The 24,753-nt window shown below is 47.0% G+C and carries 17 protein-coding genes; 7 read left to right on the top strand and 10 right to left on the bottom strand.

Translation table 11 applies throughout. The annotated features are described in order from the left end of the window. Positions 1-5: 5 nt before the first annotated feature. The 9 genes from OP864_RS09450 to OP864_RS09495 form a co-directional block, all read right to left on the bottom strand. Positions 6-1,463: a pyridoxal phosphate-dependent decarboxylase family protein gene (locus OP864_RS09450; protein ID WP_270097959.1), complete on the bottom strand. Its 1,458-nt coding sequence runs from the start codon at positions 1,461-1,463 to the stop codon at positions 6-8. A 28-nt stretch (positions 1,464-1,491) separates the two neighbouring features. Further along, positions 1,492-2,160, bottom strand: coding sequence for a phosphatase PAP2 family protein (locus OP864_RS09455; RefSeq protein WP_270097960.1), 669 nt, complete (start codon positions 2,158-2,160; stop codon positions 1,492-1,494). Position 2,161: 1 nt separating this feature from the next. Then, on the bottom strand, positions 2,162-3,643 hold the full coding sequence (locus OP864_RS09460; RefSeq protein ID WP_270097961.1) for an LptF/LptG family permease: 1,482 nt from the start codon (positions 3,641-3,643) through the stop codon (positions 2,162-2,164). A gap of 283 nt (positions 3,644-3,926) precedes the next feature. Further along, positions 3,927-5,930 carry a membrane protein insertase YidC gene (gene yidC, locus OP864_RS09465; protein WP_270097963.1) on the bottom strand — a complete coding sequence of 668 codons (2,004 nt, stop codon included), beginning with the start codon at positions 5,928-5,930 and terminating at the stop codon, positions 3,927-3,929. Between the two features lie 160 nt (positions 5,931-6,090). Further along, positions 6,091-7,209, bottom strand: a complete 1,119-nt coding sequence (locus OP864_RS09470) for a hypothetical protein (RefSeq protein ID WP_270097964.1) — start codon at positions 7,207-7,209, stop codon at positions 6,091-6,093. A 200-nt stretch (positions 7,210-7,409) separates the two neighbouring features. Continuing rightward, entirely contained in the window at positions 7,410-9,050 is a 1,641-nt protein-coding gene (locus tag OP864_RS09475; RefSeq protein ID WP_270097965.1) for a tetratricopeptide repeat protein, read from the bottom strand. A 136-nt stretch (positions 9,051-9,186) separates the two neighbouring features. After that, entirely contained in the window at positions 9,187-11,706 is a 2,520-nt protein-coding gene (locus OP864_RS09480) for a hypothetical protein (RefSeq protein WP_270097966.1), read from the bottom strand. Positions 11,707-12,091: 385 nt separating this feature from the next. Then, positions 12,092-13,492 carry a T9SS type A sorting domain-containing protein gene (locus OP864_RS09485; RefSeq protein ID WP_270097968.1) on the bottom strand — a complete coding sequence of 467 codons (1,401 nt, stop codon included), beginning with the start codon at positions 13,490-13,492 and terminating at the stop codon, positions 12,092-12,094. A gap of 252 nt (positions 13,493-13,744) precedes the next feature. Then, a complete protein-coding gene (locus OP864_RS09495) occupies positions 13,745-14,767 on the bottom strand; it encodes a T9SS type A sorting domain-containing protein (RefSeq protein WP_270097970.1) in 1,023 nt (340 codons plus the stop codon). 388 nt (positions 14,768-15,155) lie between these two features. On the opposite strand from OP864_RS09495, the gene OP864_RS09500 reads away from it, so the two are divergent. Continuing rightward, on the top strand, positions 15,156-17,795 hold the full coding sequence (locus tag OP864_RS09500; RefSeq protein ID WP_270097971.1) for a TonB-dependent receptor: 2,640 nt from the start codon (positions 15,156-15,158) through the stop codon (positions 17,793-17,795). A 366-nt stretch (positions 17,796-18,161) separates the two neighbouring features. After that, positions 18,162-18,365: a hypothetical protein gene (locus tag OP864_RS09505; protein ID WP_270097972.1), complete on the top strand. Its 204-nt coding sequence runs from the start codon at positions 18,162-18,164 to the stop codon at positions 18,363-18,365. Between the two features lie 237 nt (positions 18,366-18,602). On the opposite strand, the gene OP864_RS09510 is transcribed toward OP864_RS09505, so the two are convergent. After that, positions 18,603-19,619 (bottom strand): T9SS type A sorting domain-containing protein, encoded by a 1,017-nt coding sequence (locus tag OP864_RS09510; protein WP_270097973.1) that lies wholly within the window; start codon positions 19,617-19,619, stop codon positions 18,603-18,605. A gap of 273 nt (positions 19,620-19,892) precedes the next feature. On the opposite strand from OP864_RS09510, the gene OP864_RS09515 reads away from it, so the two are divergent. From OP864_RS09515 to OP864_RS09535, 5 genes are all read left to right on the top strand, one after another. Beyond that, entirely contained in the window at positions 19,893-20,813 is a 921-nt protein-coding gene (locus OP864_RS09515) for a class I SAM-dependent methyltransferase (protein WP_270097974.1), read from the top strand. A gap of 66 nt (positions 20,814-20,879) precedes the next feature. Then, positions 20,880-21,764 carry a thioredoxin fold domain-containing protein gene (locus OP864_RS09520; RefSeq protein WP_270097975.1) on the top strand — a complete coding sequence of 295 codons (885 nt, stop codon included), beginning with the start codon at positions 20,880-20,882 and terminating at the stop codon, positions 21,762-21,764. 256 nt (positions 21,765-22,020) lie between these two features. After that, the gene (hutI, locus tag OP864_RS09525; protein WP_270097976.1) at positions 22,021-23,277 is read left to right on the top strand and encodes an imidazolonepropionase; all 1,257 of its coding nucleotides are present in this window, start codon (positions 22,021-22,023) and stop codon (positions 23,275-23,277) included. Between the two features lie 143 nt (positions 23,278-23,420). After that, a complete protein-coding gene (locus OP864_RS09530; protein WP_270097977.1) occupies positions 23,421-24,131 on the top strand; it encodes a hypothetical protein in 711 nt (236 codons plus the stop codon). Between the two features lie 29 nt (positions 24,132-24,160). Next, positions 24,161-24,667: a YceI family protein gene (locus tag OP864_RS09535; RefSeq protein WP_270097978.1), complete on the top strand. Its 507-nt coding sequence runs from the start codon at positions 24,161-24,163 to the stop codon at positions 24,665-24,667. The last annotated feature ends 86 nt before the right edge of the window (positions 24,668-24,753 follow it).

The following is a 24,753-nucleotide window of genomic DNA, read 5'->3' on the forward strand; positions in this document are numbered from 1 at the left end:
GCCGCCTAATCGGACCATTCGCCACTAGCCAATAAGGCCGCCTTGGCCTCTGCTAGTACTTGCAGGCAGTTGTCTATGGTCTGCAAATGGGTCCTAAAGGAAAGGACCGCCAAACGAAGGTATACTTGCCCCTCTATTGTTGTGGAAGATAAGAAAACTCGACCATCTTGCCGCACTTTTTTGACCAAAGCTAAATTAAAGCTGTTCTGCCCTCCGCTTTTGGGGCAATAACGGTATAACATAACGCTGAGCTGGGGCGGAGGACCCACCTCAAAGCCCAGTTCTTGTATTTTTTGATAAAAATATTGGGTCAATCGCCGCTTTTCTGTCAAGGCCGCAACAAAAGGTTCAAGGCCAAAAAGTTGTAAGGGCAACCACATCCGCAAGCCCCTAAAGTGTTTGGTTAGCTCTGGCGATAAATCCGCAGGCGATACTTCTTCGGTGTCTAAATAGGCATCCTGTAAATAACTGGCCTCTAAATGCTGCGACTCGAAGAGTTGTTGCCCATCCCGAACCAAGACGGCCCCCGTGCCATAAGGCAAAAATAGTCCTTTATGTGGATCAATAGCTAAAGAATCGGCCCGCTCCAAGCCCTTAAAACTAGGGCGAAGCTCATCGACTAAGTAGAAAAAACCACCATAGGCGGCATCTACATGCATCCAGATGTTTTCGGCCGCACAGCAGTCGGCAATTTGCTCCAATGGGTCTATTGCTCCGCTGTCGGTGGTCCCCGCCGAACAAATCACCATAAAGGGAAGGAGACCCTCCGCTCTATCTTTCGCAATTTGTTGGACCAAAATATCGGCCCGCATCCGAAAACGCTCATCCATCGGAATATAACGGATTTGCGCCTCTCGCAAACCCACCATATTGATAGATTTATGCACGCAATGATGCACCTGCTTGCTGCTGTAAATAACGGCCCGCTCAAAGTCTCTCGCTTTTAGTTGGGCCGCATCCCGAGCACAACCAATGGCAATTTGGTTGGCAATAGACCCTCCCGAACAGAGGTTTCCAGCGGCGGTATCGGGAAAGTTAAGGCTTTTAGCTAACCATTTTAGCAGCTGGTTTTCCATGCGTACCGCCCCCGGCGAGCCATAGAACACCCCCGCATAACGGTTGAAAACCGCAGCCAGAAAGTCGCCTAGGGCCGAAGGGTAGAGCCCGCCTCCAGGAATATAGCCTAGGTGCCCACCAGAAGCTGGATTTAGTCCTGGCTTATCTAGGGCTTGCCCCATAAGGGCCAAGAGTTCATTTAACGAACGGGCTGGACCAATCTCTGCGTCAAGCAGCTCTCGGCCCTTTTTTTCGCTTTCTACATAGGCTGGAATCTCCTCGATTTGCCCCAAGAAATCTTCTGCATAATCTTGTACGGCGGTCCAGTATTTCTGCCGCTCTTGGGTGTCGGGTTCTAGCTGCCGAGCTTTTTGCTCTAGCGCTTTAATTTCTGTTAAAAGGTCCATGAATCATATTTTTACCAAAGGTTGTCGCCTAGCTTTTTCCAAAAGGAAGTCGGACTTGGATCATTGGGCCTCCTGTTTTTGCCCAATCTTGGCTAAAGTAGTGAATCAGGCCCGCTAGTAAACTCCCCCAAGCACAACCGCTTAATATATCTTGCAAAAAATGCTGGCCCAAATATACTCTAGAAAAGGCTACCCCTAAGGCAATTAGGGCAAAAAATACCTGCAAACTAGGCCGAGGGCTCCAAAGGGCCAATAAGCCAAACAAGCAGGCCGAAACCATGCTGTGGCCAGAGGGAAAGCTCGATACCCAACTCGTTTTTTGTGGTAGATGTTCTATAGCGGCTAAAACTTCTCCTCTAAAATGTAGAAAATAGGGCTGCGGTCGAGGAAACTGAAAAAAGAGTTTAAGTCCCTGACTCAGGACCAAACTTAGGCCCGTCCCGAATACAAAAAGTAGGCTGTAGCGCAGACGAATAAACAGTAGAGCGCCAAAACAAAAGAGCAGAGCAAAGCCTTCAGTGGCCTGTGTGAACAGCCTAAAAAAGAGGTTGAGTTTTGGCCCTCTAAAGTCTAAAAAAAAGTGAACGCCATCCCCTTTATCAAAGAGTAGGGCCGGAATCCAGCCCAATAAAATGGGCCAAAGCATCAGATGAAAATAGAGCTGATGCTTTTGCCAAAAGGTCCAAAATCCTTGCATCTTAGGCCTTTTTCTTTTGTGGTAAAATACTTTTAATCTTGCTCCAAATGCTAGAGAAGCTAATCAGTTGAGCATCTTTTAGGGCTGCTCTAGAAAGCAGAATGGCCATGGGAAGTAAAACTAAAATAGGGAGCCAAGAGCCTGCCCAACAGGGCCAAACGAGTTTTTTGGCCAAGCGTTCTCCGGTAAGATGGAGGACAAAAAAGGTCATGAAAAAGACAAAGGCCACAAAAATGGGCCAACCAAAGCCTCCTTTTTTGATAATAGCCCCCATTGGAGCGCCTACAAAGAGAAAAAGTACACAGGCTAGGGCAAAAATGATTTTTTTATGCAGTTCATTTTCATGCTCGGCTACATCTTCTTCATAGTGGGGGAGGCCACGATTAACATTTTGGGCCTGTGTTTTAATATTTCGGGCAAAACTTTGAGCTCTTTGGTAAATGGCGTGTCGGTCCATTTTGGGAATTTGCTCCACAATGCTTTTCCAGTTTTTGGAGCCCGCCAAGGGCTGCGCTTGGGCCAAATGAGCAAAGGGAATATATTGTTTATCGGGCCGTTTGCCCAGGCTATCCACTGTTGAGCCGCCCATTTTTCGGAAGTAAAAGAAGTTATCGGTATTGCGTTGTAATTCTTGTAGGCGTCGGGCTCTTTTACTCAAAATAGAGTCAATTCCATTGAGGAGCTGCTTACTATTGAGCAGAGAATAATGATTTTTAAAAAGGTCCTTATCGGTTTCAGAAAAATCAAATTCGGAGAGGTCAAAAACAGAGCGATAGCTTTTAAAATTCATCCGCATAAAGGGATAGAAGCTGGTCTTTTTATCGAGACCCTGTTGCATTTCTTCAAAGCGTTTGCCGTCTTCTAGTTCTAGCAGAAGGTAGCGTTTATCTTTAGAGAGGCTAAGTTGGCCAAAGTGGGCGTTAGTTTGGCTGCTATTGCCTCTTTGCTCGCTATGATCGTAGATGCGCATATTTTCGAGCTGGTTGCCATTTTTTCCGCCAATATAAATCGTCATATTCCGAAAATCATTATTGAATTGGCCCACTTGCAGATCGAGGGCGGGTCGTTGTTTTCGGATATCGTAGAGCCGAGTTTTAAATTGCAGGGCCGTAACGGGAATAATTACATTGGAGAAAAAGTAGGAGGCGCCTCCGAGCAGCAGCACAAAGAAAAAGAGTGGGCGCAAAATGCGAATAAGTGAAATTCCTGCGGATTTCATGCTAGCCAGCTCATAGTGTTCAGAGAGGTTGCCCAGGGTCATGACCGAGGCAATGACCACCCCAAAGACCAGGGCTTGAGGGACCATAGCCAGGGCTTGATAAAAGAGCAATTCGAGAATAATATGTACTTCTAGTCCCTTGCCCACAATATCATCGACATACTTCCAGAGGAACTGCATATTGAAGATAAAGACCGCCACCAAAAACCAGATGATTAGAGGGGGGAGAAAGCTAATGACTAAGAGTTTATCGAGTTTTTTCACAGTAGCAAAGTTAAACGGCAGACGAAAACTAATCCTCTTTTTGCGATCTACAGGCCCGATAGGGCCGCAGGCCTAGCGATGCGGAGGGGTGGCCGTCAGGCCAGACCGAGCAGGCGAAGCCTGCGAAGGGCCGAGCAGACCTGCGAGCCCTGTAGCGTAGCGCCGCAAGGCGAAGCCGCAGCGGAGGCCCCAAAATACAGCAGCTCATTATCTAACTAGACGAAAAAGAGGAGAGAAAGGGACAAAAAAAGCCCCTGAAAAAAGCTTCAGGGGCAAAAATAAATTATTTCTTCTTTTTATTCTTCTTTTGTTCTTCGAGCATTTGGCGTTGTTGCTCCATCATATCTTGGTAGCGAGCTTGCCAGCCAGATTTCTTTTTGGGGTTAGCTTCGCGATCTTGGCGTTGCTGTTCCATTTCGGCGGCTAGCTTATCCTTATCGAGAAGGACCGACTTTACCAAGAAGGTTTGGCCAATGTTAAAGAGGTTAGAGAAGAGCATGTAGCAAGTAAGGCCCGCCGCCCAGCTATTGAGGGCAAAGAAGAAGATGACGGGGAAGGCATACTGCATATACTTCATCATTTTGGCATTGGGATTATCTGCCATCATGTCCATTTGTTGGCGGCCGTTGTAGGTGAGGTAAGCAAACATAGACACACACCAAAGGAGGGTGAACAAACTCACGTGATCGCCATAAAAGTCATAGATGACGGGGATATAGCCAAAGTCAAAAATCGAGTCGTAGCTAACGAGGTCATCGGCCCAGAGGAAGCTTTTTTGGCGGAACTCGATAGAGGCCGGGAAAAAGCGGTAGAGGGCAATCCAGATTGGCATAGTGAGGACCATCGGCAGGCAGCCGCCCAAGGGGCTAACGCCATATTGCTGATAGATTTTCATTTGCTCCATCTGCATGCCTTGGGCATCATCCTTATACTTCTCTTTGAGCTTGCTCAGTTGAGGGCGGAGGATACTCATTTTCACGCTCGACTTGAGCATTTTGTATTGAAGAGGGAACATCAGGCCTCTGATGAGCAGCGTCAGGATGATAATAATGAGTCCGTAGCTAGGAATAAAAGAGGCGAGGAAGTTAAATAGGGGGCGGATCACATGTCGGCTAATAAAGCCGAAGATGCTCCAACCAAAAGGAATAATCCGCTCCAATCCTACATCAATGCTGCTTAGGCCGTCATAATCGTTGGGGCCAAGATAGATGCGCATGTTATAGACCAGATTATTGGCATTGGCGAGGGGGAAATTGAGGCGGGTGGTCAAGCTTTTCAAATGCGCCGAATCATCGGGCATCATGAAGGTTTGCAATTGGCCACTTTTGGGTTTGTTGCTACCATCAATAATGAGTGAGCTATTAAAGAACTGCTGAGCATGGCTGACCCACTGTACCTCTTTTTCGAGGGTTTCTTCGGCATCAGAACCGCAGGTACAGTAGCTTGGGCTGCTTTCTACCTCCTTAAAATGGATAGAAGACATACGGCGCTCATAGCTAGGATTTTTCTCAATTTTATTGAGGTTACTTTGCCAGCTAAAGGGGATGCTATTAGCTGTTTTAGGAATATAGCGATCGAGTCCCTGTAGGGCAAAATCATAATTGAGCAGATAGCCTGATTCGCCAATCTCGTAGCGCTGTTCAATAAACTCTTTATCGTTGGCGGCATAGGCTCTAAAAACGAGTACATTCCCTTTTGCTTCTGCCTGAAAGCAGAGGTCTTGGGTTTCAATACCGCCTTTGCCTACATTGGCCAAGGGAATAAAATAGCTAAAGCGATCTTTGGCATTATTGAGTAGGTGTAGGGCTTTTTTATCGCGGCTATCGGCTGTTTCATGGTCGTAGCCCTTAAACTCTTTTAGTTCTACATCTACAATGCGTCCCCCTTTGGTATTGAAAGTAACTTTGATTTTGTCATTTTCAAGGGTTTGCAATTCGCCTTGGCAGCTGGCTGCAGCGGCAAAAGGACCAAATAGCTCTTTTTCCAAAGAGCTAGCCTGAGGGGCTGTTGGTAGTTGAGCAATTAAGCTATCCTTTTCCGTTTGGCTTAGGCTGCTATCGGCTAGAATTTCATCCTTTTTGCTGCTAGCTTGCGCTTTGGCGGCTTGCATAGCTTGTGCCTGTACCAATTGTAGACTGTCAGCCAGGGCGGTGCTATCATCAAGGCGTTTCTTCTCCTGTGCAGCCGCTTCTATCTCGGCCTGAGAGGGGCTGTTTACCCAAACATAACCCATCCAAAGTAGAAAGAGCAGCGCAAAACCAATGACTGTACTCCTAGAATTTCCCATTATTTTAATTGTAAGTTATTCAATTGTAGGCCAATAGGGCCTATACGTTCTTTCAGACTATAAATCGGCTGCAAAGATAGGGAATTCTATACGTAATTCAGGAGGCTGCTTCCTTTTTAGGAGAATCTTATTTGGTCAATTGGGCTTTTTTAGCTACAGATTACTGCCCAAAGGGGACGTTTTTCTCTAGCATATAGTTGCGCTCATAGTAACGAATTAGGGCTATACCCACTTCTTCACTATAATTTCCATCCCCCAAATACTGCTGTCTAAGCTCAAACTGGATAATTCGAGCCAGACCTTCCTCTTTTTCATCGGTAGCCATAGCCCCCCGCCAATATCGATAGAGAATGTAGCCGTTTTTATGTCGCTGAACACTAAAATCGTCGGAGGTAATATTAAAGTAGAGTAGGGGACCAATATCATAGCCACCATTATTGCTAATAGCAATTAGTTCGTTCAGGCATTTCTCTCGAATCGATTTTGGTAGTTGGCTTTTTCCTTTGGCCGGAAAACGAACCGAACTGGCCCGCTCAAAACGCTCTTTTTTGGCCGCTGCATGCCGAGCCGCCACTTCATCATGATAGGCCTTTACTTTTTGGTCTCTCTTTTCCAGAATCTCTTTGATAATGGCCTCGGCCCGACCATCAGCATAAAATTGCCGAGCCGCCGCCTTGTCTTTGCCCAATACCGCCAGCAGATTTAACGCCTGGCTATAATCCTGCTCATCTTCCTTAAAACTGAATAAAATATATTGCCCATCGGCCAGTTGCAACATCCGACGCTCCACTTTTTCATCATATAAGTTGTAGGCTTCTTGCCCATTTTTATACACACTGGTTTTTGGACATTCTACAGCTAAAAGGAGGCTGCCTTCTGGAATAATATCCTTGGCCTGACTATACTTTTCTACATATTCATCGCCTTTTATCGACCCAATTTCGGTCAAATGAAAGATCGGAAAGCCTTCTAAGGGCAGGACAAAACGATTGCCGCTAGCCACAGCCGCTGCTAACTTTAATTTGCTTCCATCTGCCATATGTACCCCCAAATCCAGCCCTTCGATAAAGTAGGCCGCACTATCTGTCCGCAAAGGGTATATTTTGGCATATAAATCCGAGCGCTCTTCCTTGTTCATCAATCGAGCTTCTGCTACAGTGGGCGCATCAGGAACAACAGCCGCCTTTTCGCCCCGCTTTACCCGATTGAGCAATTGGGCCTCTGCAGCTTGCGTAAATAGTAAACTGATCAATAGGCTAAACAAAAAAATCTTATTCATCTTGAGTTATTTTGATTGTAGGTGAATTTATTAGTTTGGGGCTGCCCCGGCCTTTGGCCGGGTCGGGCTGTGCGGGGGCTCGCAGGTCTGCTCGGCCCATCGCTTTTTTTCGCTTTGCTCAAAAAAGCTCGGTCTGGCCTGCGGCCACCCCCTACCATCCCTCAGCCAAGGCGCTTTGCGCCTTCTACCTCCAAAAAGAACTAATTCGCCGAGCCAATTTGGCTCAAAGCATCAATTAGCTCAGGTTTTAGAGACTCTTCTTCCCGATACACCATAATGGGTTGCCGCTCTATACAGCAAAGTAGTTCGCCCTCTCTCAAGGCTAGGCGGCAGTTTAGGGGCGTCAAGCCATTTAATGGATAAAGCTGAATATCCAAAACATCGGGCGCTTGCTGCGCCACCAAAGCATAGGCAAAGCGAATGTAATGGCCCTGTTCATTTCTCCAGATACCAGCCTTTGGACCAAAATAGATGTGTTGCTTTTTCAAACGTTCAAGCCACTCTTCTGTGGGATGTCCCTCTTCTTGGGGCTCCTCCTTCAATCGGCTAAATTGCCAAGCTTTTCGGGGAACGCCCGCAAAGTCATCTAAAGACAAAAGTGCTTTCATCTCTTCTGCTCTTTCGGCCATAATCTTTTGGGCTTTTTCTTTTAAGTAGCCGCCAAAGTAGTAGGCAATCTGCTCTGTTGCCCGCTCTTCTTCATGCTCCTGCGCCTGATACAAATAATAAAAAGCGGCATCCCAGTTTTCTCGCTTTTGCTCCAAAATGCCCAATCCATAACTGGCCAAACTGCCCTGCCCTTCTTGCTCTAGCATGCCAAACAGCTGCGCTTCGGCTTCGGCCATTTTGCCCTGCTGTAAGAGGTAAAGTGCCTCTTCTAACAAGCAGTTGTTAAAAATCCAAGGGTTGTCTAGCTGCTTGAGCTTTGCCAAATGGCTAGGAAAACGAGCATGATTATCGGCTCGCTCGGCTTGCAATAACTGCAGCTCATAAATCAGGGCCCCCTCAAAACGCAGCAAAAGTTGCTGCATGACCTCAATGGCCTTGGCAGGCAGTCCCGTAGTCATATAAAGTCGATAAGCAGCCTCCAGAAAAGTATCGCTTAGCTTGTCTTTTCCAAGCAAGTCTATCGCCCGCTGACTATGCTGTAGGGCAGAGACATATCGCTTTTCCTGAATCAATAAACAAGCAGCACTCTGATAGTAGCGTCCATCTTCCGGAAAAGCCAAGCAGAGCGCTTTCCATTGTTCTAGGGCCTGATCAAATTGAGACAAAGCCTCATAACTCTCTGCGAGTAGGCGCAGGACTTCCGCATCTACTTCTTCTCGAAGTGGGAGTTTTTCTAAAAAGAAAATCACTCGTTGATATTCCTCTAAAGCAAAGTGAGCCTGAGCCGTGGACCGTATAGCCTCGTAGCTCAGTTCTATTTCTAGGGCCAAATAAAAGAAGTGTAGGGACTTTTGAGCCTCTTCCTTAATCTGCAAAAAGTATTGTCCCGCTCCCAATAGAGCCGCAACATACTGAGGGTCTTTTTCCAAAATTTGCTGGTAAATCAAGAGGGCCGCATCAAAGTCCGATTGCTGCCATTTGAGCGCAGCCAACTGAAAGAGCTGCTCCAAAGGCTCTAGCTCCAACTGATATAGCTTAATCCGACAGTCTTCCAACATCTGATAAGGCGGATATTTGCGATTTTGCCCCAGCTCAATAAGATACTGATAGCCAAAGGGCTCATTGGGGAAGTCGTTAAGGGCCTGTTGGGCCAGCTCTTCCGCCAAAGATAACTGAGGCGGTTGGCTCATCATGGCTTGGGCCAAGGCCAATTCTAATTCTACTTTTGTCATGGGTAAGGTTTAAATATTGATAAGAAAGGAGGAAGTAGCCTGGCCACCGACATTAGTCCGCTAGTCAATAACCCAAATAGGAGATTGAAAACTAATACTAAGGGGCCAAGCCCTAACTCTTGATTAAATTTTATGCTTAGCTAAAAGAAGGGAGCTCGTTCCAAGCCCTTACAATGAGATCCCCATAGGCCTTAATTTTCTTTTTGGCAAAATTAAGCGCGCTATGTCCGACATAGGTAGATGCTTGCTTAAGGGCATTGGCCGCTGTGCTGAGTGCGACTTTTAAATCAGGGTGCATCTCAAGCTTGTAGCCCCCTTCAGGGCTGCTACAGCTGAACTTCAGATTTTTGATGTCAAAACTAGCCTGATAAACAGGGGTACGAGCTACCAGTAGATTCAAACTGCTGCTGGTATATTCATAAACCTGCCACTTGTCGGCAATGGAAAAGGTCAAGGTCGCATTGGTCGATAAGACCAAACCCGCTTGTACGCGCCCAACCATTTTGGTCATTTCCGTGATCGTTAAGCCCGCAATGATTTTGCCCGCTAGATTTAAATGGCCAGAGAGTGTAGCTTTTGCCAGACTGTATTTGGTAAGTGGTATTTGGGCCACATTCAGATTGAGGTTAAGACTGAGCTCAGATTCAGCCTGGCCCGAAAGTGTTATGTTTAATGGACTGTTTTTGGCCATGGCAGCCTTCAGCTTGGCCGAAAAGCATCCCGTAACGCTGATGTTTCCCGTAACAAGCCCCATGTAGCTAATAGGAGGCGTGCCCACTTTTCCCAGATTTTGCTTGTAGGCTAAATCTGCTGTTTTTGTCGCAAGGTATTCATTGACCACCTCCTTGAGTTTGGCTTCTATCGCCGAGTCTGGCCGCGCTATGTTCTTAAATAGCTCTTCCGGATTTACCAGTTTGTCAATATCAACTCTCTCGGCCTTGGCCGCTTCAATCGATTGATCGAGTAGGCTGCCAATCTGAGCTTGCATTTCCTTAATGCTCCCCTTGATTTCCTTGATCTCTTTCTTGATGCTCTGAATATCTTCGGCCGTTTGCCGCTGTTGTGCCGCAATGTCTTCTTGCTTTTGCAAAATTGCATCTTGCTTGGCCTTCATTTGCTGCTGGTTCTGCTGCAGATGGTTCACCTTTTGGTTCACCTTAGCTACCGCCTCTAAAGCCAGATCTTGCTTGTTCGAAATAGCCGAGTATAAAGCCGTGGCCACAACCTGATCATTGGGCAAAAATTGCTGCCAGTTTTCAAAAAGCTCCACTTTCTTGGGGATGTCCTCCAAATGAGTAATGCTGCTTAGGTCCAATTGGCCAATGCTGTTGCTCCAAACGCTTATCCATTGCGCATTAAAAATCCCCAGATCCTTATGCCCACTCAATACAATGTCCTCAATAGGGATAGCCATGATTTGCTGCCGAATAGCCTCAAAACGCTTATCGACCTTGTTTGCAATAAAGGTTTTGAATAAATTTGCGCTGAAATCAGCCCCATCCAATAGCAAGACCGTATCTGCACTACTTCCCAAGGCTAGTTGTAAAGTACTTTTCCAATGATTTAATTTTGTACTTAAGCCGGAGTCAAAACCAGACTGTGCAGCCGTATAATAAGGCGAGCTCTTATCTATGGCCTGCTTAAAAATATCTGCTACTTGCAGGCTGCCCAATCGGTCACTAAAAAAGGTAGTTTGTTGGATATCTTGCAGTTCCTCTGGACTGGCCATTTGATACACCAACTCATCTGTAGAAGAAGAGAGAATCGCAGCAATGAAGTCCTCCAAAATTAAAGGCGATTGCTGATTAGCAGCCTGAAGTAGGCTGCCCAAGTCCTCTGCAAAATTGTTTGCTATAGGGTGATTCCCCAAGGAGGTCACCGCAGTACATAGGTTAGTAATGATCTTTGGCCCATCTACAGGGACTTTGGCATATTGAGAAGACTTCAAATTTGTTAGCTCTCCCCACCAGCCTCGAACTACTTTACCCAAGTCTGCATGCAGTTCCGTAACCGTCATGGCATTATTATCCTTAAGCAAAGCTTCAAGGCTACCAAATAGCGCTTTGGCATTTAAGCCGCAGCTAGGCGCTACCTTATAACGACTCTTGTTGTCTAGAAAATGAGTTAAGACCGGAATATCCAATTTGCGAACCGCTTTCAAGCTTGTCGTATTCTTAAGGTTCGAAAAATCTAGCTCCGAATAAGCCGCTTCTACCGCCTGCTTTATCGATGAGCTAAGATCTGCCAAATTAACCGGCCCCGATAAACGATCAACGGTCTGCTGAATGGCCTCCCGCGCAGGCTGAAATGCCCTGTCTATATCAGCGGGAAGATGTTCCGCTAGCTTGCTTTTTCCCTCTTCCCAAGATCTGGCGGGCAAAAAATCTTCGGAGCTGAAATCCGTGCCCACTTCCTTAAAACTCAAAACTAAACCCTCAATCGCAGAGACATACTCCCGAAAACGAGCCAAGGCTTTGCCGTTAAACAATCCTCCTTTGTCCTTTTTCTCTACTTGGCTATAGACTAGCTCCTGCTCCAATTCCTTGATTTGCTCCTTTAAGCCAGGATACATAAGCGCTAAAAATGGATATTCCTTAAAATGATCCAGCAGCTGCTTTAGCTTGGCAATAAGCCGCTTTCTTTCTTTTGGATTCATAATTGGCTGATGACTTTAATGCAGTCTAGCCTGTTTTAAGCTAAAATGCGTAGTTTTATAACTGTTATTTATACAATTATAAGGATAAGTTTTCAGGACCGCAAAGAAAATCCAACATTTAGGTACATTTTTTTTAAAATGCTTCTTATAGAACTGTTTTGGGGCTGCCCACTCGCTTCGCTCGGGTCGGGCCATTGCGCAGCTCGCTGTTCGCTCGGCCCTTCGGCGCTTTCAGCGCCTCGGTCTGCCGCCTTCGGCGGCCCTGCTACAGCCCCTCAGCCGCGTCGCTGCGCTCCTTTGCGGCGGCTTCGCCGCCTGCCCAACGCAAAAAGGCCCAAACTAGACTAAGTAGTTTGGGCCTTCTCTTTTTACATCCTGCTATCGCTTAGTCCATCAACTGGATTTTGCGATATACCTGACGATCACCAATTTGCAATTGTAGGTTATAGATGCCCGCTGGATAAGCAGAAAGGTCTAGGCTTTGCGTTTGTGCGCCAGTTCTTTGGCCCAAGGGCAAGAACAAGAGCTCACGGCCCAATAGATCAACCAAACGAAGGCTGCTGCTCGCCTGCTCTTGGCCAGGTACCTCAAAGGCTACATGAAGTAGACCTTGGCTGGGGTTGGGATAGACCTTAAAGCTAGCCAAAATTTGCTCTACCTCCTCTATAGAAGTACAGTTCTGAACCACTACGTATTCTGTGGTGCTTACCGTATCATAAGTTACTAAGGTGTCGTAGCTCAAGTTAACGGTCAATTCAAGAGCGCCATCCGTTAGGCTGAATACACTAGCCGCAGTATCTGCCGCAAAGTCAACTACTCCACAGTCCTGAATAGAAGGAAACTGAGAACTAAAAGAGTCATCCTCATCTACATCAATGGTATAGCGAGTTCCAGAAATTAAGGGAATATCTTGCGCAAAGCTAAAAGCCAAAGGCAATTGACTAGTGGGAACATTGGTCGCTCCACCGCCCGTAATGGTATCAATACCCGATTGGCTGCCTTGTACAGTTAGGAAGATTTCAGGATCGCCAATTGCATCTTGACAACTAGCAGCCGTAATTGTAATTCCGCTAAGGTAGGTAAAGTACTCTGTTGTGCTAATAATAGCCTCTTGAGTAATGGCATAAGTACCACTATCGGCATAAGTGACTGCCGCAGGGTTTTCATCTGTGCTGCTTTGGCCATTGCCAAAGTCCCAGCTATAGGTAGCCGCCTGATTAAAGTTGGGGTCTACCTGAATACTATTAGTAAAATTGACCTCTAGAGGGGCACAACCCGAATTAGGCGTAAGCGTAAAGCCTGCAGAAGTATCGGGAGATACCACAAAAGTAAGGGGAATATCTGCAGGCTGAGGAGGCAAAATGCCCGTTTCGGCCAAAACAGAAATGACCACAATAAAGGTATCGGCTTGTAGGGGCGTACCACAAAGCGTAACACAACCATCACGAGTATCGGGGCTATCCTCATCATAAACGGCCGGAAGTGGGCGGTCAAACAAGAAATTCATGCCCAAAGGAAGGCCAGAAACCCCCACAATCTGAAAACCAGACAGGTTAATTCCAGAAGGAATCGTAGAATCTAGGGCCACTAATGGCGTAGTGGTATAAGGTAAACGGAAGCTAATTTCTTCCTCATAGTAGCTATTTTGCATAGCGTTGGGAATGCTGTCGAGATAAATCGTATCGGCAGGCATTTGCGGAAGATTGACGGTGCAGTTGGGGCATTGGGCCCAGCTGTACTGGCTACAAAGCAGTAGCAAAACTGCGAAAAAAGAAAATTGACGCATAATTATAATAGTTTAATTGATTAGCTAAAATGTATGGGCCGAGCGCTAATCGGCCTAGCGCTGTGACGGGGTGGCCGTAGGCCAGACCCAGGCGGCAAAGCCGCCGCAGGGCCGAGCAGACCTGCGAGCCCCAAAACATAGCGCAGCAAGGCGCAGCCGCAGCTGAGGCCCCAAAAAAAAAGACTATTAAAGAAGCTAATTAGCTAGCGTTCTCAAATAGTCTTTTATGATAATATTCCTAATAGCGGCAAATTAGCGCAAGATAACTTTCTGTGTGCTAGAAGCGCTGCCATTGTTGATCTCGATGAGGTAGATACCCGCAGTAAACTGAGCAGTAGGCAACTGGAATTGCTGTTGGCCCATTTGCTTGCCTAGGTTTTGGCTGTGTAGACGTTGGCCCAAGCTGTTATAGATGTTGATCTGTAGATCCTGCTCCTCCTGAAGATCGAGGAACAATTGTACATCGCCAGCGGCAGGGTTGGGGAATACGCTAAAGGCATTGAGGCCATCGATATGCGTAGTGGCTACAGTAGCAGAGGTGCGGTAGTAGTGCGCCTGAGAAGGGTTAACGCCATAGCAGATGAGTACGTTGTCGGTCTCATCACCACAGTTAGCATTAGAAACCGTGCTAGTGTAGCTGTTTACAAGGTCCATATAAGAAACCAAAGCAGGAGCAGAAAGCTGCGCATCGGTAAAGGCATCAAAAACAGTCAATACATCAGCTAGGCCATTGATATCATTAGAGCTAGAGATACCCAAAACAGCAAGGGTATCGCAGAAACCGGCCGTGTTGGCATCTAGCTCAAAGATGTTGCAGCAAGGTAGGTTGGTAATAGGAATCGTGTTGGTCAAAATAGCATCCAACAAGGTTTTCACCTGATTGAGGTCATAGCCCAAGGCAATCATACCAAAGGTATCGCCAGGCATTACCGTTACGCCATAACGGCCAAGGGTAGCGGGGTCAAGGATCCCATCATCATCGGCGCCAATAATCACATCGCCACCGCCATTAGTGGTGTCACAGGCCGTACGAGCGCTATCTAGAGCACAAGTCCCCTTCTTAACGATGAGGTATTCTACATTGGCAAAACCAACAGCCTGTACACTCATAGGAGGTGCAGGCGTCCAAACAGTCCCCCCTACATCATAGCTATTTATGCCAGTTTGTACTTCGGGAGCTGTTTTGTTATTACAAGCTGTAGTGGCTTGAGCAAAAAGTTGTTGGCCAACAAAAAGTGATAGGGCCAAGAAAAGGGTTAGTCGTAGTCCTTTCATCAGATATAAATTTAAAGGTTCATAATTTTATTGTGAGCTGCTTGTTAGGCTTACAAAGTTAAAGATTATCGGCAAACAAAATCTTTTTCCTTAGTTTTTTTAAGCCCGCAACTAGAGCAAGCTAAGGAAAATGAGGCTAAATGGCCCGTTTTGGTAGAAGTTCCCCCCTTTTTTGCCCATCTAATTTTAGAAGCAAAGGCTTTTAGCTTGCTTCCCCTACTTTTGTTTGGCTAGCCTCTGCCTATCCAAAATAAATAAGAAGAGAAGCGCCAAATGGAAGAAAATTATACATCTACCTAGAAATTAGTTTATTTGCCTTAAATTTGTCGGCGTTTTGCTCAATGAGTCCAACGCAGAACATCCAAAATATACTTTAAAACTTGATGAAATGAAAAACTTTAACGTATTGGGCCTTTGCCTGCTACTCAGTTTGCTGACTAGCTGGGCCTATGGGCAAAAAGCCACGGTAAAGGGTGTCGTGACCGACGCTAACTCTAAAGAACCCCTTCCCGCTACCCTCCGTATCCTTAATACGGAGGGCAAGTTAGTGACTGGCGCCGGGGCCGATGTGCTTTCTGGAGAATATATGATCTCTGTAGATGCCGGAACCTATAAAATGACGGTCTCTTATATCGGCCTAGCCGATCAATCTTTTGATCTGGAATTAGCCGCTGGCGAAACCAAAGAGATCAATGTGGAAATGAAAGAGGAGGATAACCTCATGAAAACAGTGACCGTAACGGGCTCTAAGGCCGGTACGCAACTGGCCAAAAATACGGTCTCTATTGATGTGGTAAAACCCACTTTGGTCGATAATACCAACGCTACAAAGGTAGATGAGGTGGTCGATAAGGTGCCTGGCGTTACGGTAGTAGACGGCCAAGCCAATATCCGTGGGGGCTCTGGCTATTCTTATGGAGCCGGTAGCCGCGTGCTTATCCTTGTAGATGATCTCCCCTTCATGTCTGCCGATGCCGGCTTTGCCAACTGGAGAGATATCCCCGTAGAAAATATTGAGCAAATCGAGGTCCTCAAAGGGGCCGCCTCTGCTCTCTATGGCTCTTCGGCCCTAAACGGAATTATCAATATCCGCACAGCCTACGCCAAAGCTAAACCCGTTACAAAGTTCTCGCTTTTCCAAACTTCTTTTGCCAAGCCACGAAATCGTACGATTCCCTATTTCCTCGATCCCGATAGTACAGTAAATGTAACTGGACAAGCTTGGTGGGCCCAAGATTCTATCTCTGCCCGCCTCACCAATGATGAAGGCGCTACTTATTATGATAGTACTTTTGCTCCCCAATGGCTAGCCGGCCCCCGTGGCTATCGCAAACCCATCGAGTTTGGCGCCTCTTTGGCCCACCGCCGCAAAATCGGTAAACTCGATCTTACCCTAGGAGCTAACGGTTTCTATAAGGATTCTTACCTAGGCGGAGAGTACGAACGTAAACTCAGAGCCAACGCTAATGTCCGCTACCGCTTTACCGACAGCCTCAATGTTGGTGCAAATATCAATGTGAATTTCGGAAATTCTTCTTCTTTCTTCCTCTGGAATAACTTGGCCTTTGTCTCGCTTTCACGAGAAGCGGTCGATAGCCTAACGCATTTTACTTATCCCGCCTCTGTTACCCAATCGGTGACTTCTCGGATCAATGTCGATCCCTACCTCACTTATTTCGATAAAAAAGGGAATCGCCACCGCCTACAAACTCGTATCTATTATATTAGCAACGATAATGGCAATAACCAAAGTAATAGCTCTACGCTCTACTATGGCGAGTACCAGCTCCAAAGAGAGTTCAAACAATTGCAAGGCCTCAAAATGGTGGCCGGCCTAGTAGGCCAGTATTCTGCCGCCCAATCTCAACTCTATGGAGATGCTGAATACGATATCTCTAATTATGCCGCCTATGTCCAACTCGATAAGGGCTTCCTTACCGATGAGTTTGGCGATAGTAAACTCAATTTCTCTTTCGGCGCCCGTATCGAACGTAACGCCATTATTAGCCCCGATTCTGTGCAGGTTTCTGTCTCTCAACCCAAAATTGAGAACCCCGAACCCCGCTCTGTTGAAGCTAAACCCGTTTTCCGCGCCGGAGTAAATTATGAGCTGACACCCTTTACTTTCCTTCGCGCCTCTTGGGGCCAAGGTTATCGCTATCCCACAATCGCCGAACGATATATCACTACTTTCGTAGGCGACCCCGCCGGAGTTGGCCTCGAAATCCGAGCAAATCCCGAACTAGAATCAGAAACTGGTTGGTCTGCCGAAATCGGTATCAAACAAGGTTTCATGATTACTTCTAACTGGAAGGGATTTGTTGATGTCTCTTTCTTCTGGACCCAATACCAGAATATGATGGAGTTCTCTTTTGGTGGCGGAGATACTGCCGCTATCAATGCTATCGAGCTTGCTGGTGTGCAAAATGGTACCACTCCCATTTTCTTCCAATCAGCTAATATCGGAAATACAAATATCCGTGGTGCTGAGTTTAGCGTAATGGGTACCGGAAAAATCGCTGGCGTAGATATGAACCTCCTCGCTGGCTATACGTTCCTCGATCCCCGCTTCCAAGATTTTGACGAGCGCCAACAACTTCTCAGCTCTAACGATACTACCAATATCCTGAAGTATCGCGCCCGCCATACTATTAAGTTTGATGCCGAAGCCTTTTTCCTCAAAGAAAATAACCTCTCGGTCGGACTCTCTGTTAACGCTAGTAGCCGTATGCTCGCTATCGATAAGGTGTTCCAAGATCTCGTTTTCTCCGATGCTGACCTCCCTTTTGGTCCTGCTGATGCTTTCGGTATCGGCCGCTACCGCCAACACGTCAATAGTGGCGAATATGTAAACCTCAGCGCCCGTATCGGCTACCGCTACGCTTTCAAAAATGCTGAAGGTGAAGAAAAATGGGGCGCTAAGATCTCTGTCGTAGGCAAAAACTTGCTCAACCAAGAGTATACTCTACGCCCCGCTCTAGTAGCCGCTCCCGCCAATTATACGCTACGCCTAGATTTCGATTTCTAGCCTCCTGATACATATATTGTATAGCCTCTATTCTGCCTAAGAATAGGGGCTTTTTTTTGGGGCCTCCACAGCAAAGCTGCGGCGCTACGTTGCGCAGCTCGCTGTTCGCTCGGCCCTGCGGCCTGACGGCCTTGGTCTGCGGCTGCGCCGCACTGCTGCACATCGCTAGGCCGTTTGGCCTTCGGCCATAGCTGCAGGTTGAAACCCGCAGCCAATTTCGGAACCACTAAGCTAGATTTTGACCACCCCTTGGCCTGCAGCTTAAAAGCTGCAGGTCCTGAAAATTGAATACCTTCGCCTTTCTTCAATGAAGCAGGGGCTTTTAAGCCGCCATGGCCAAAGATCAAACAGCCCATCAAAACTTTTATGCCCTATTCTGCAGATGCAGAACAGCTCATCAAAACCTTTATGTCCTATTCTGCAGATGCCAAATGGCATCTTACAGTTGCGGCAAGCTATTCTGCAGATGCCAAACGGCATCTTACAGTTGCGGCAAGCTATTCTGCAGATGCCAAACGGCATCTTACAGTTGCGGCAAGCTATTCTGAATTTGTGAAATGGCAGTTGTAAACTTGGGGAAGCTATTTGCAATTTGTAAAAGCGTACATCAGGGACTGTTCAGGATTTTGTGTATCCTAATAAAATTTGGGTCTTTAGCTTCTTAGGATTTGGCCAATAGTCGCCTAGGGGCTTGTCTCTAGGAGCAGTAAAAAGTAAACGCAAAACGTTAAACAGTCCCCCAAAAAAAGGAGCTGGCCTCCACAACCAACTCCTTGCTTCCAAAAATAAATAAACAAACAAAGAAGATTAACTCTTGATAAATAGCTTTTGCTGTCTGAAGGTCCCGCTAATATTTTGGACCACTAATTCAAAAGCATATTGTCCAGCAGGCAGCTGGCTACAGTCGTAGGCCAGTTGCTGCAAGCCAGCAGAAAGATCGGACTTAATAATTTGTCCCAGTTGTTGCCCCGAAATACTCATAATATTGAGCTGTACATTGGCGGTTTGTAGAAGCTGAAAACTAAAGAATACTTCATCTTGGGCGGGATTGGGAAAAGCCTTGAGTTGGCTAAACTGCCCGCCTGTTTCTAAGCTATGCTCTTCTACCCCCAAAACGCCAAGGCTGATACCAATGGTTTTGCTGGCGGTATAGCCGTTGGTCGTATCGCCACTAATGGTCATCAGTTCATCCGTATAAGAGTCGCTAAAAACCATATCATTACTATTCGTAAAGCTATTGGTGCCGCTAGTGGCATAATAGCTATCAACAGTGCTATTGATGCTATCGGGAAAGGCCAGTTGGCTAGTCAATAGCAGGTTATTGGAGCTATCAAAAACTTGGATGTGAATATGGGTAGCCCGAGGGGTGTACCAGCCGGGGTAGATGCTTGTAAAGTTTACAGTACCATTGCTATCGGTATATTGGATACCTCTGAGCCAGGTGGTCCCGGCATTATTTACCGTTCCATCAATGCCAGGTTGGCCATCATAGGCGGAATAGTAGCCCCTTTTATTACAATGCCAAACATCTACTCTTAGGCCAGCTACTGCTAGGCAGTTATTATCAATATTTTGAATCGTAATGCTAAAATTAAGGGGGATTCCCGTTTGGGTTCCCTCGGTGATATCAGAACGCACTAAAGTAGAGCTAGTAATAGAAGAGGGGGCAGGGTAGGGGCCAGCAGTTTCTGCGGGCAAGGGGTCACAGCTCATATTCTCTAAAACCTCTTGGTTGCTCGGTTCATCCATAACATCTTTGAATCCCAAAAAGGGGATCGCTGCAGCGCCTAGTCCGATGCGCTTTAAAAAGTCTTTTCTTTTCATGCCAGTGCTTTAATGCGTTAAACAATCCTTAAAATGTTCTCGGCCCTAGAGACTTGGCTATCTAAGAAAGGTTTAAGGAGTGGCAAAAAAAAGGAGCTGGCCTCCACAACCAACTCCTTGCTTCCAAAACAAAGAAGATAAAAGCAAGCTCAAGTTGCTTCATCTGGCCTAAAGACGCTCGGCCCATAACAAGGTTTAAATCTGGACCAAATTTCCATCTTCTATAGCTTTTTGTACGTCTCTGTTTTCAGTATGAAAACAAAAACCATAAAAATGAACTGGAAGCTAAAAGCTGTGGTCCAAAAAGGCATCTCCTTTTTACCCGCCCCCTTTGATCACAAAGTCAATTACCTCATGCAAAAATATGTGACCAAGGGCGTGCAGCTCTCGGATGCCTATTTTCTAGACCGTTTAGAGCATGCGCAAAAACATATAGCCGCCTATCAGCAGTATGCGGGCAGTTTGCAGGGCATACAAACCTTAGAGTTGGGAACGGGCTGGTATCCAGTGGTGCCCATTAGTTTGTTTTTGGTCGGGGCGGAGCAGGTCCGCAGCCTAGACCTTAACCCCTTGACGCATCGAGCGCATTGGGAGCGCTGCCTGCAAGTATTTCTGGAGAAAGAAGCGGAGGTCCGGCTGCGTTTGCCCATTTTGGAAGAGCGCTGGGCCATTCTTCAAGCCTTGGCCAAGGAGAGTAGCCATTTAGATGATGCCGCATTTTTGGCCCAACTGCGGCTGTCCTTCCTCTTGGGTGATGCTCGAGAATTGAGAGAATTTAAGGAGCAGTCTATACAACTGATTCACTCGAACAACACCTTTGAGCATGTGCATCCAGCGGCCCTGCGGCAGATATTGCAGCGTTTTCAGCAATTGCTGGACCCCAAGGGCCTGATGTCCCACTTTGTCGATATGTCAGACCATTTTGCGCATGCCGACCCCAATATTACCATCTATAATTTTTTGCAATTTACGCCCAAACAATGGGCCCGCATAGACAATGAAGTGCAGCCACAGAACCGTTGGCGCCTCCCCCAATACTTGGGCCTTTATCAAGAGTTGGGCTTGGCCCTTTTGGCCGAAGAGCATCGCCCAGGCCGGCCCGAAGAAGTAAAAACAGTAGCCATAGATGAGAGCTTTTCGCAGTTTACAGTAGAAGAGTTGGCGGTCAGTCATGTCTATTTGTGGAGTCGGTAGTTGTTTTTTTCTCTTGAACTTGTATCTTTAAGGAAGAACAATTTTTCTCTGCACAGACCCTTTTTTATGAAACGATACACCCTTGCTGCCTTAAGTCTATTGGCTATTTTTGCCCTACTGCCTTTGTTGGCCTTCTTTAAGCCCGAATCGCTTAAAGTGAGCTTTTCTGAAATGGAGTGGACGGCAGCCAAGCAACAAGCAAAAACAGAAAACAAACTCTATTTTGTCGACTTTGACGCCAGTTATTGTGCCGCCTGTCGCAATATGGATATCTCGACCTATCAGGATAGTCGCTTGGCCAGTTATATGGGCCAAAATGTAGTGGGCCTGCGCTTGGATGTCCAAGATTTTGATGGGGTCATGTGGTCCCAAAAATATGAGATAGAAGCCTTGCCGACCCTACTCATCTTTAATGAAGAAGGCAAATTGGTCAAGCGATTAGTGGGCTATCAGTCTTCGGCAGATTTGCTCAAGGCTTTTGAGGAAGTGCGCAGCCCCAAGGGCAGCCCTTCGGTGCCCAGCACAACAACGCCCAAGCAAAGCCCGCAACCCCTTGCCGAAGAACCCATTTTGCCGCCTGCAAAATCGCCAGCCAAAACCAATGAGTCGCCTCGTTTATCGGGTAACCTCTCTATTTTTGAGCAGGGCATACAGGCCAGCGGAAAAGGTTTGTATGAGGTAGAGCTCAAGCGGCAAAAATCAGAAGGCTTTTCTTTGCAGATGGGCGTCTATAAAGAAGTAAACTACTGGACGCTAGAGGCGGAAGCCCTGCAAAAGCAGCTGCCTGGCCACAAAATCCTCATGCATGTCGATGAGCTGCGGGGCAAAACGGTCTATCAGCTGTTGTTGGGTGAATTTGAGAGCCAGGCAGCCGCCAGACGCTTTCAGAATGTTTTGCAGCAAAAGAAAATCCGCAAAGGATTGATTAAAGATTTGCGATATTTTAAGTAATACCGCTCAGAGTTCAATATCTTCTCCCCCGCAGCCATGAGCTGCGGGGGAGTTTTTTTTAGCTGGGGCCTAGCCTAGGGCCGCAGGCCCTAAATGGCCCAGCGCTGCGCAGCCGTGGCGCGAAGCGCCAGACCAAAGCCCGTAGGGCTGCAGGGCCGAGCAGACTTGCGAGCGGCGCAGCCTAGCGGCGGCCGCCCCCCTGAACAGGGCGGCCGCGGGCCCCAAAAGAAACAACATAAATAGCAATAAAAACGAGATGCAATTACTAACAAACATTGGCTGCATTTGGCAGCAGGCGCAGGAGCTACCCGCTTTGCGCAGAGGCGCCGAATTGGCCCAATTACCCTATTTGAAAGATGCTTATATGCTATTGGAGGGCGACCGAATTGTAGAATTTGGGCCCATGGATAACTGTCCCGAAAAAGAGGAATGTAGCGTTTATGATGTGCAAGGGAGAGACCTATTTCCGAGCTTTTGCGACTCGCATAGCCATTTGGTTTTTGCCGCCCCGCGGCAGGAGGAATTCGTCTATCGGATTCAGGGCTTGAGCTATCATGAAATAGCGGCCAAGGGGGGCGGCATCCTCAACTCGGCCAAGCGCTTGCAAGCCATGCCCGAGGAGCAGCTGTTGGCCGAGGCCAAAAAGCGTTTGCTGGCCCTTTTGCGTTTGGGAACGGGGGCCTTGGAAATCAAAAGTGGATATGGATTGACTTATGAGGCCGAGCTCAAAATGCTGCGGGTCATTAAGGCCTTAAAAACCTGGGCGCCCATTCCCATCAAGGCGACTTTTTTGGGGGCACATGCTTTGCCGCCCGAATACAAAGAAGACCGAGCCGCCTATATGGACCTATTAATAGAGCAATTATTGCCCAAAATTGCCGAAGAAGGACTAGCCGATTATATCGATGTATTTTGTGAGAAAGGCTTTTTCTCTTTGGAGGAAGCGCAGCGGATTATGGAAGCGGGCAAGGCCTATGGCTTGCCGGCCAAAATACATTGCAATCAGTTTAATTCTATGGGCGCTATTGAGGCGGCGATAGCGGCTGGGGCTCGTTCGGTGGACCATCTGGAGGTCCTCAATACAGATGAAATGAAGGCCTTGGGCCAAGCCGATACCTTGGCTTGCCTCTTGCCAACGGCCCCCTTCTTTTTAAATGATGAGCATCGGACGCCAGCTAGGGCATTAATTGAGGCGGGAGCCGCTGTAGTTTTGGCCAGTGATTATAATCCGGGCACCACCCCTTCGGGCCGAATGAGTTTTGTCTGCTCCTTGGCCTGTATCCAGTTGCGGATGTTGCCCGAAGAGGCCATTAATGCCGCTTCTTTGCATGGGGCCTATGCCATGGACCTAGAGCAGGAGCTGGGCTGTATTCGTCCAGGCGCTAGGGCCAATTTCTTCCTAACCGAAGCCCTGCCTAGCTTGGCTTATTTGCCCTATAGCTTTGGTTCGGACCTCATTGAGGCCGTCTTTTTGAATGGGGAGTTGCATTGGGAAAAGCAGCCGCTTGCCTAGACAAAAACAATAAATGTTTTAGCTTTGTTAGACCTAACGCTCTTGTTATGAAGGGCCTTAGGTTTTTTTTTGCCCCAAAACAGCCAAATAGCGATGGAGGGCGTATATAAAAAGATTTTATTTTTTAGCTAAACAAACAACTTATGAAAAATTGCATGATGGCCCTGGGCCTATTCATGGCCTTCTTTATGGGCCCCAAAGCATGGTCTCAGGCCGAAGAGCTGCCCAAGGTTTACAACAGCTTGGATCTAGCCATAGGAGCGGGTTCTGCCTCGGAGAGTACGCTTTATATTAACGCCCTTTCTTTTCAGCGAGAGCATGCCTTGCTCAAAAACCGTCGATTGTTATTGGGCTATGGCCTTCGGTTTTCTGCCTTTGGGGCCAGCGATCAATTGCTTTATACCACGGCTCCCTACAAACTGACCAAAGATGATTTGATTGATAGTATGTTGGTCGACCAGCCTTTTAGTGCTGCTTTGGCTGCCTCTTTGCATATTGGTTATTTGATTACGCCCAAGCTCAAGGCGGGCTTTAATATTGATGCCCTCGGTTTTGGTTTTGGCAAAGAAACAACAGGCATTTTTACAAGTAGTGATAATAATGGGGACTATGCCATTAACCAAACTGGCCGCCCCACCACCCCTTCGGTCTTGCTCATTGGCGACAATGACATTGGGCAATTGGTTTCGGAGTTTTATCTGGCCTATGACATCACTGAAAAACTGGGTGTTCGTGGCGGCCTCAATATGACCTTTGTCGAATTTCAGTCGGATGAAAAACTAACTGAAGACAACGACCGCTTTCGGCATAAGGCGATCTTAGGCTTTTTGGCCTTCTATTATCGTCCCTTCTAAGATTTTTTCCCTTCCAAATTTAATTGACTATGAAACAACTATGGTTAAGTTTGAGCCTATTATTGATGCTCAGTTCGCTCACTGCTCAATCGAGCATTACATTTAAAATTAAGAATGCGGGCTTTACGGTGCCGGGCTCTTTTTCCGATTTCAAGACCGAGATCAAATATGATAAAAAGGTGCCTAGACAAAGCTACTTTAATGGCAGCGTTCAGGTCAAATCTATAGATACCGACAACAACGCTAGAGATAAGCATTTGCGCAATGAAGACTTTTTTGAGGTGGATACTTATCCCGAAATGAGCTTTCAGTCGACAGCCGTTAGCGAGGTTTCGGCGAACCGCCTAAAGATTGCGGGCAATCTGAAAATCAAGAATGTGAGCAAAAAGGTCGTTTTTGATGTGAAGGTTAGCGAAAAGAATGGCAAAACGGTTTTTGATACCGAGCTGGAGATTAACCGCAGAGATTTTGAGGTGGGGGGCAGCAGTTGGACCCTAGCCAATAAGTTGACGCTCTTTTTGCATATCGAGCAATAAGTTTTCTTTAAGGTCCGAGGAGCATCCTCGGGCCTTTTCTATTTTGGGCGCTCCATAAAAAAGGCTTATTTTGTAAAAAAAATTAA

The sequence above is a fragment of the Saprospira grandis genome, from assembly GCF_027594745.1.
Taxonomy (GTDB): Bacteria; Bacteroidota; Bacteroidia; order Chitinophagales; family Saprospiraceae; genus Saprospira; species Saprospira grandis.

What these genes read in the sequence shown, in the direction of transcription:
- OP864_RS09450 (WP_270097959.1), bottom strand. Translation starts at nt 1,463, where the DNA reads ATGGACCTTTTAACAGAAATTAAAGCGCTAGAGCAAAAAGCTCGGCAG.
- OP864_RS09455 (WP_270097960.1), bottom strand. Translation starts at nt 2,160, where the DNA reads ATGCAAGGATTTTGGACCTTTTGGCAAAAGCATCAGCTCTATTTTCAT.
- yidC (WP_270097963.1), bottom strand. Translation starts at nt 5,930, where the DNA reads ATGGGAAATTCTAGGAGTACAGTCATTGGTTTTGCGCTGCTCTTTCTA.
- OP864_RS09470 (WP_270097964.1), bottom strand. Translation starts at nt 7,209, where the DNA reads ATGAATAAGATTTTTTTGTTTAGCCTATTGATCAGTTTACTATTTACG.
- OP864_RS09475 (WP_270097965.1), bottom strand. Translation starts at nt 9,050, where the DNA reads ATGACAAAAGTAGAATTAGAATTGGCCTTGGCCCAAGCCATGATGAGC.
- OP864_RS09480 (WP_270097966.1), bottom strand. Translation starts at nt 11,706, where the DNA reads ATGAATCCAAAAGAAAGAAAGCGGCTTATTGCCAAGCTAAAGCAGCTG.
- OP864_RS09485 (WP_270097968.1), bottom strand. Translation starts at nt 13,492, where the DNA reads ATGCGTCAATTTTCTTTTTTCGCAGTTTTGCTACTGCTTTGTAGCCAG.
- OP864_RS09495 (WP_270097970.1), bottom strand. Translation starts at nt 14,767, where the DNA reads ATGAAAGGACTACGACTAACCCTTTTCTTGGCCCTATCACTTTTTGTT.
- OP864_RS09500 (WP_270097971.1), top strand. Translation starts at nt 15,156, where the DNA reads ATGAAAAACTTTAACGTATTGGGCCTTTGCCTGCTACTCAGTTTGCTG.
- OP864_RS09505 (WP_270097972.1), top strand. Translation starts at nt 18,162, where the DNA reads ATGCCCTATTCTGCAGATGCAGAACAGCTCATCAAAACCTTTATGTCC.
- OP864_RS09510 (WP_270097973.1), bottom strand. Translation starts at nt 19,619, where the DNA reads ATGAAAAGAAAAGACTTTTTAAAGCGCATCGGACTAGGCGCTGCAGCG.
- OP864_RS09515 (WP_270097974.1), top strand. Translation starts at nt 19,893, where the DNA reads ATGAACTGGAAGCTAAAAGCTGTGGTCCAAAAAGGCATCTCCTTTTTA.
- OP864_RS09520 (WP_270097975.1), top strand. Translation starts at nt 20,880, where the DNA reads ATGAAACGATACACCCTTGCTGCCTTAAGTCTATTGGCTATTTTTGCC.
- hutI (WP_270097976.1), top strand. Translation starts at nt 22,021, where the DNA reads ATGCAATTACTAACAAACATTGGCTGCATTTGGCAGCAGGCGCAGGAG.
- OP864_RS09530 (WP_270097977.1), top strand. Translation starts at nt 23,421, where the DNA reads ATGAAAAATTGCATGATGGCCCTGGGCCTATTCATGGCCTTCTTTATG.
- OP864_RS09535 (WP_270097978.1), top strand. Translation starts at nt 24,161, where the DNA reads ATGAAACAACTATGGTTAAGTTTGAGCCTATTATTGATGCTCAGTTCG.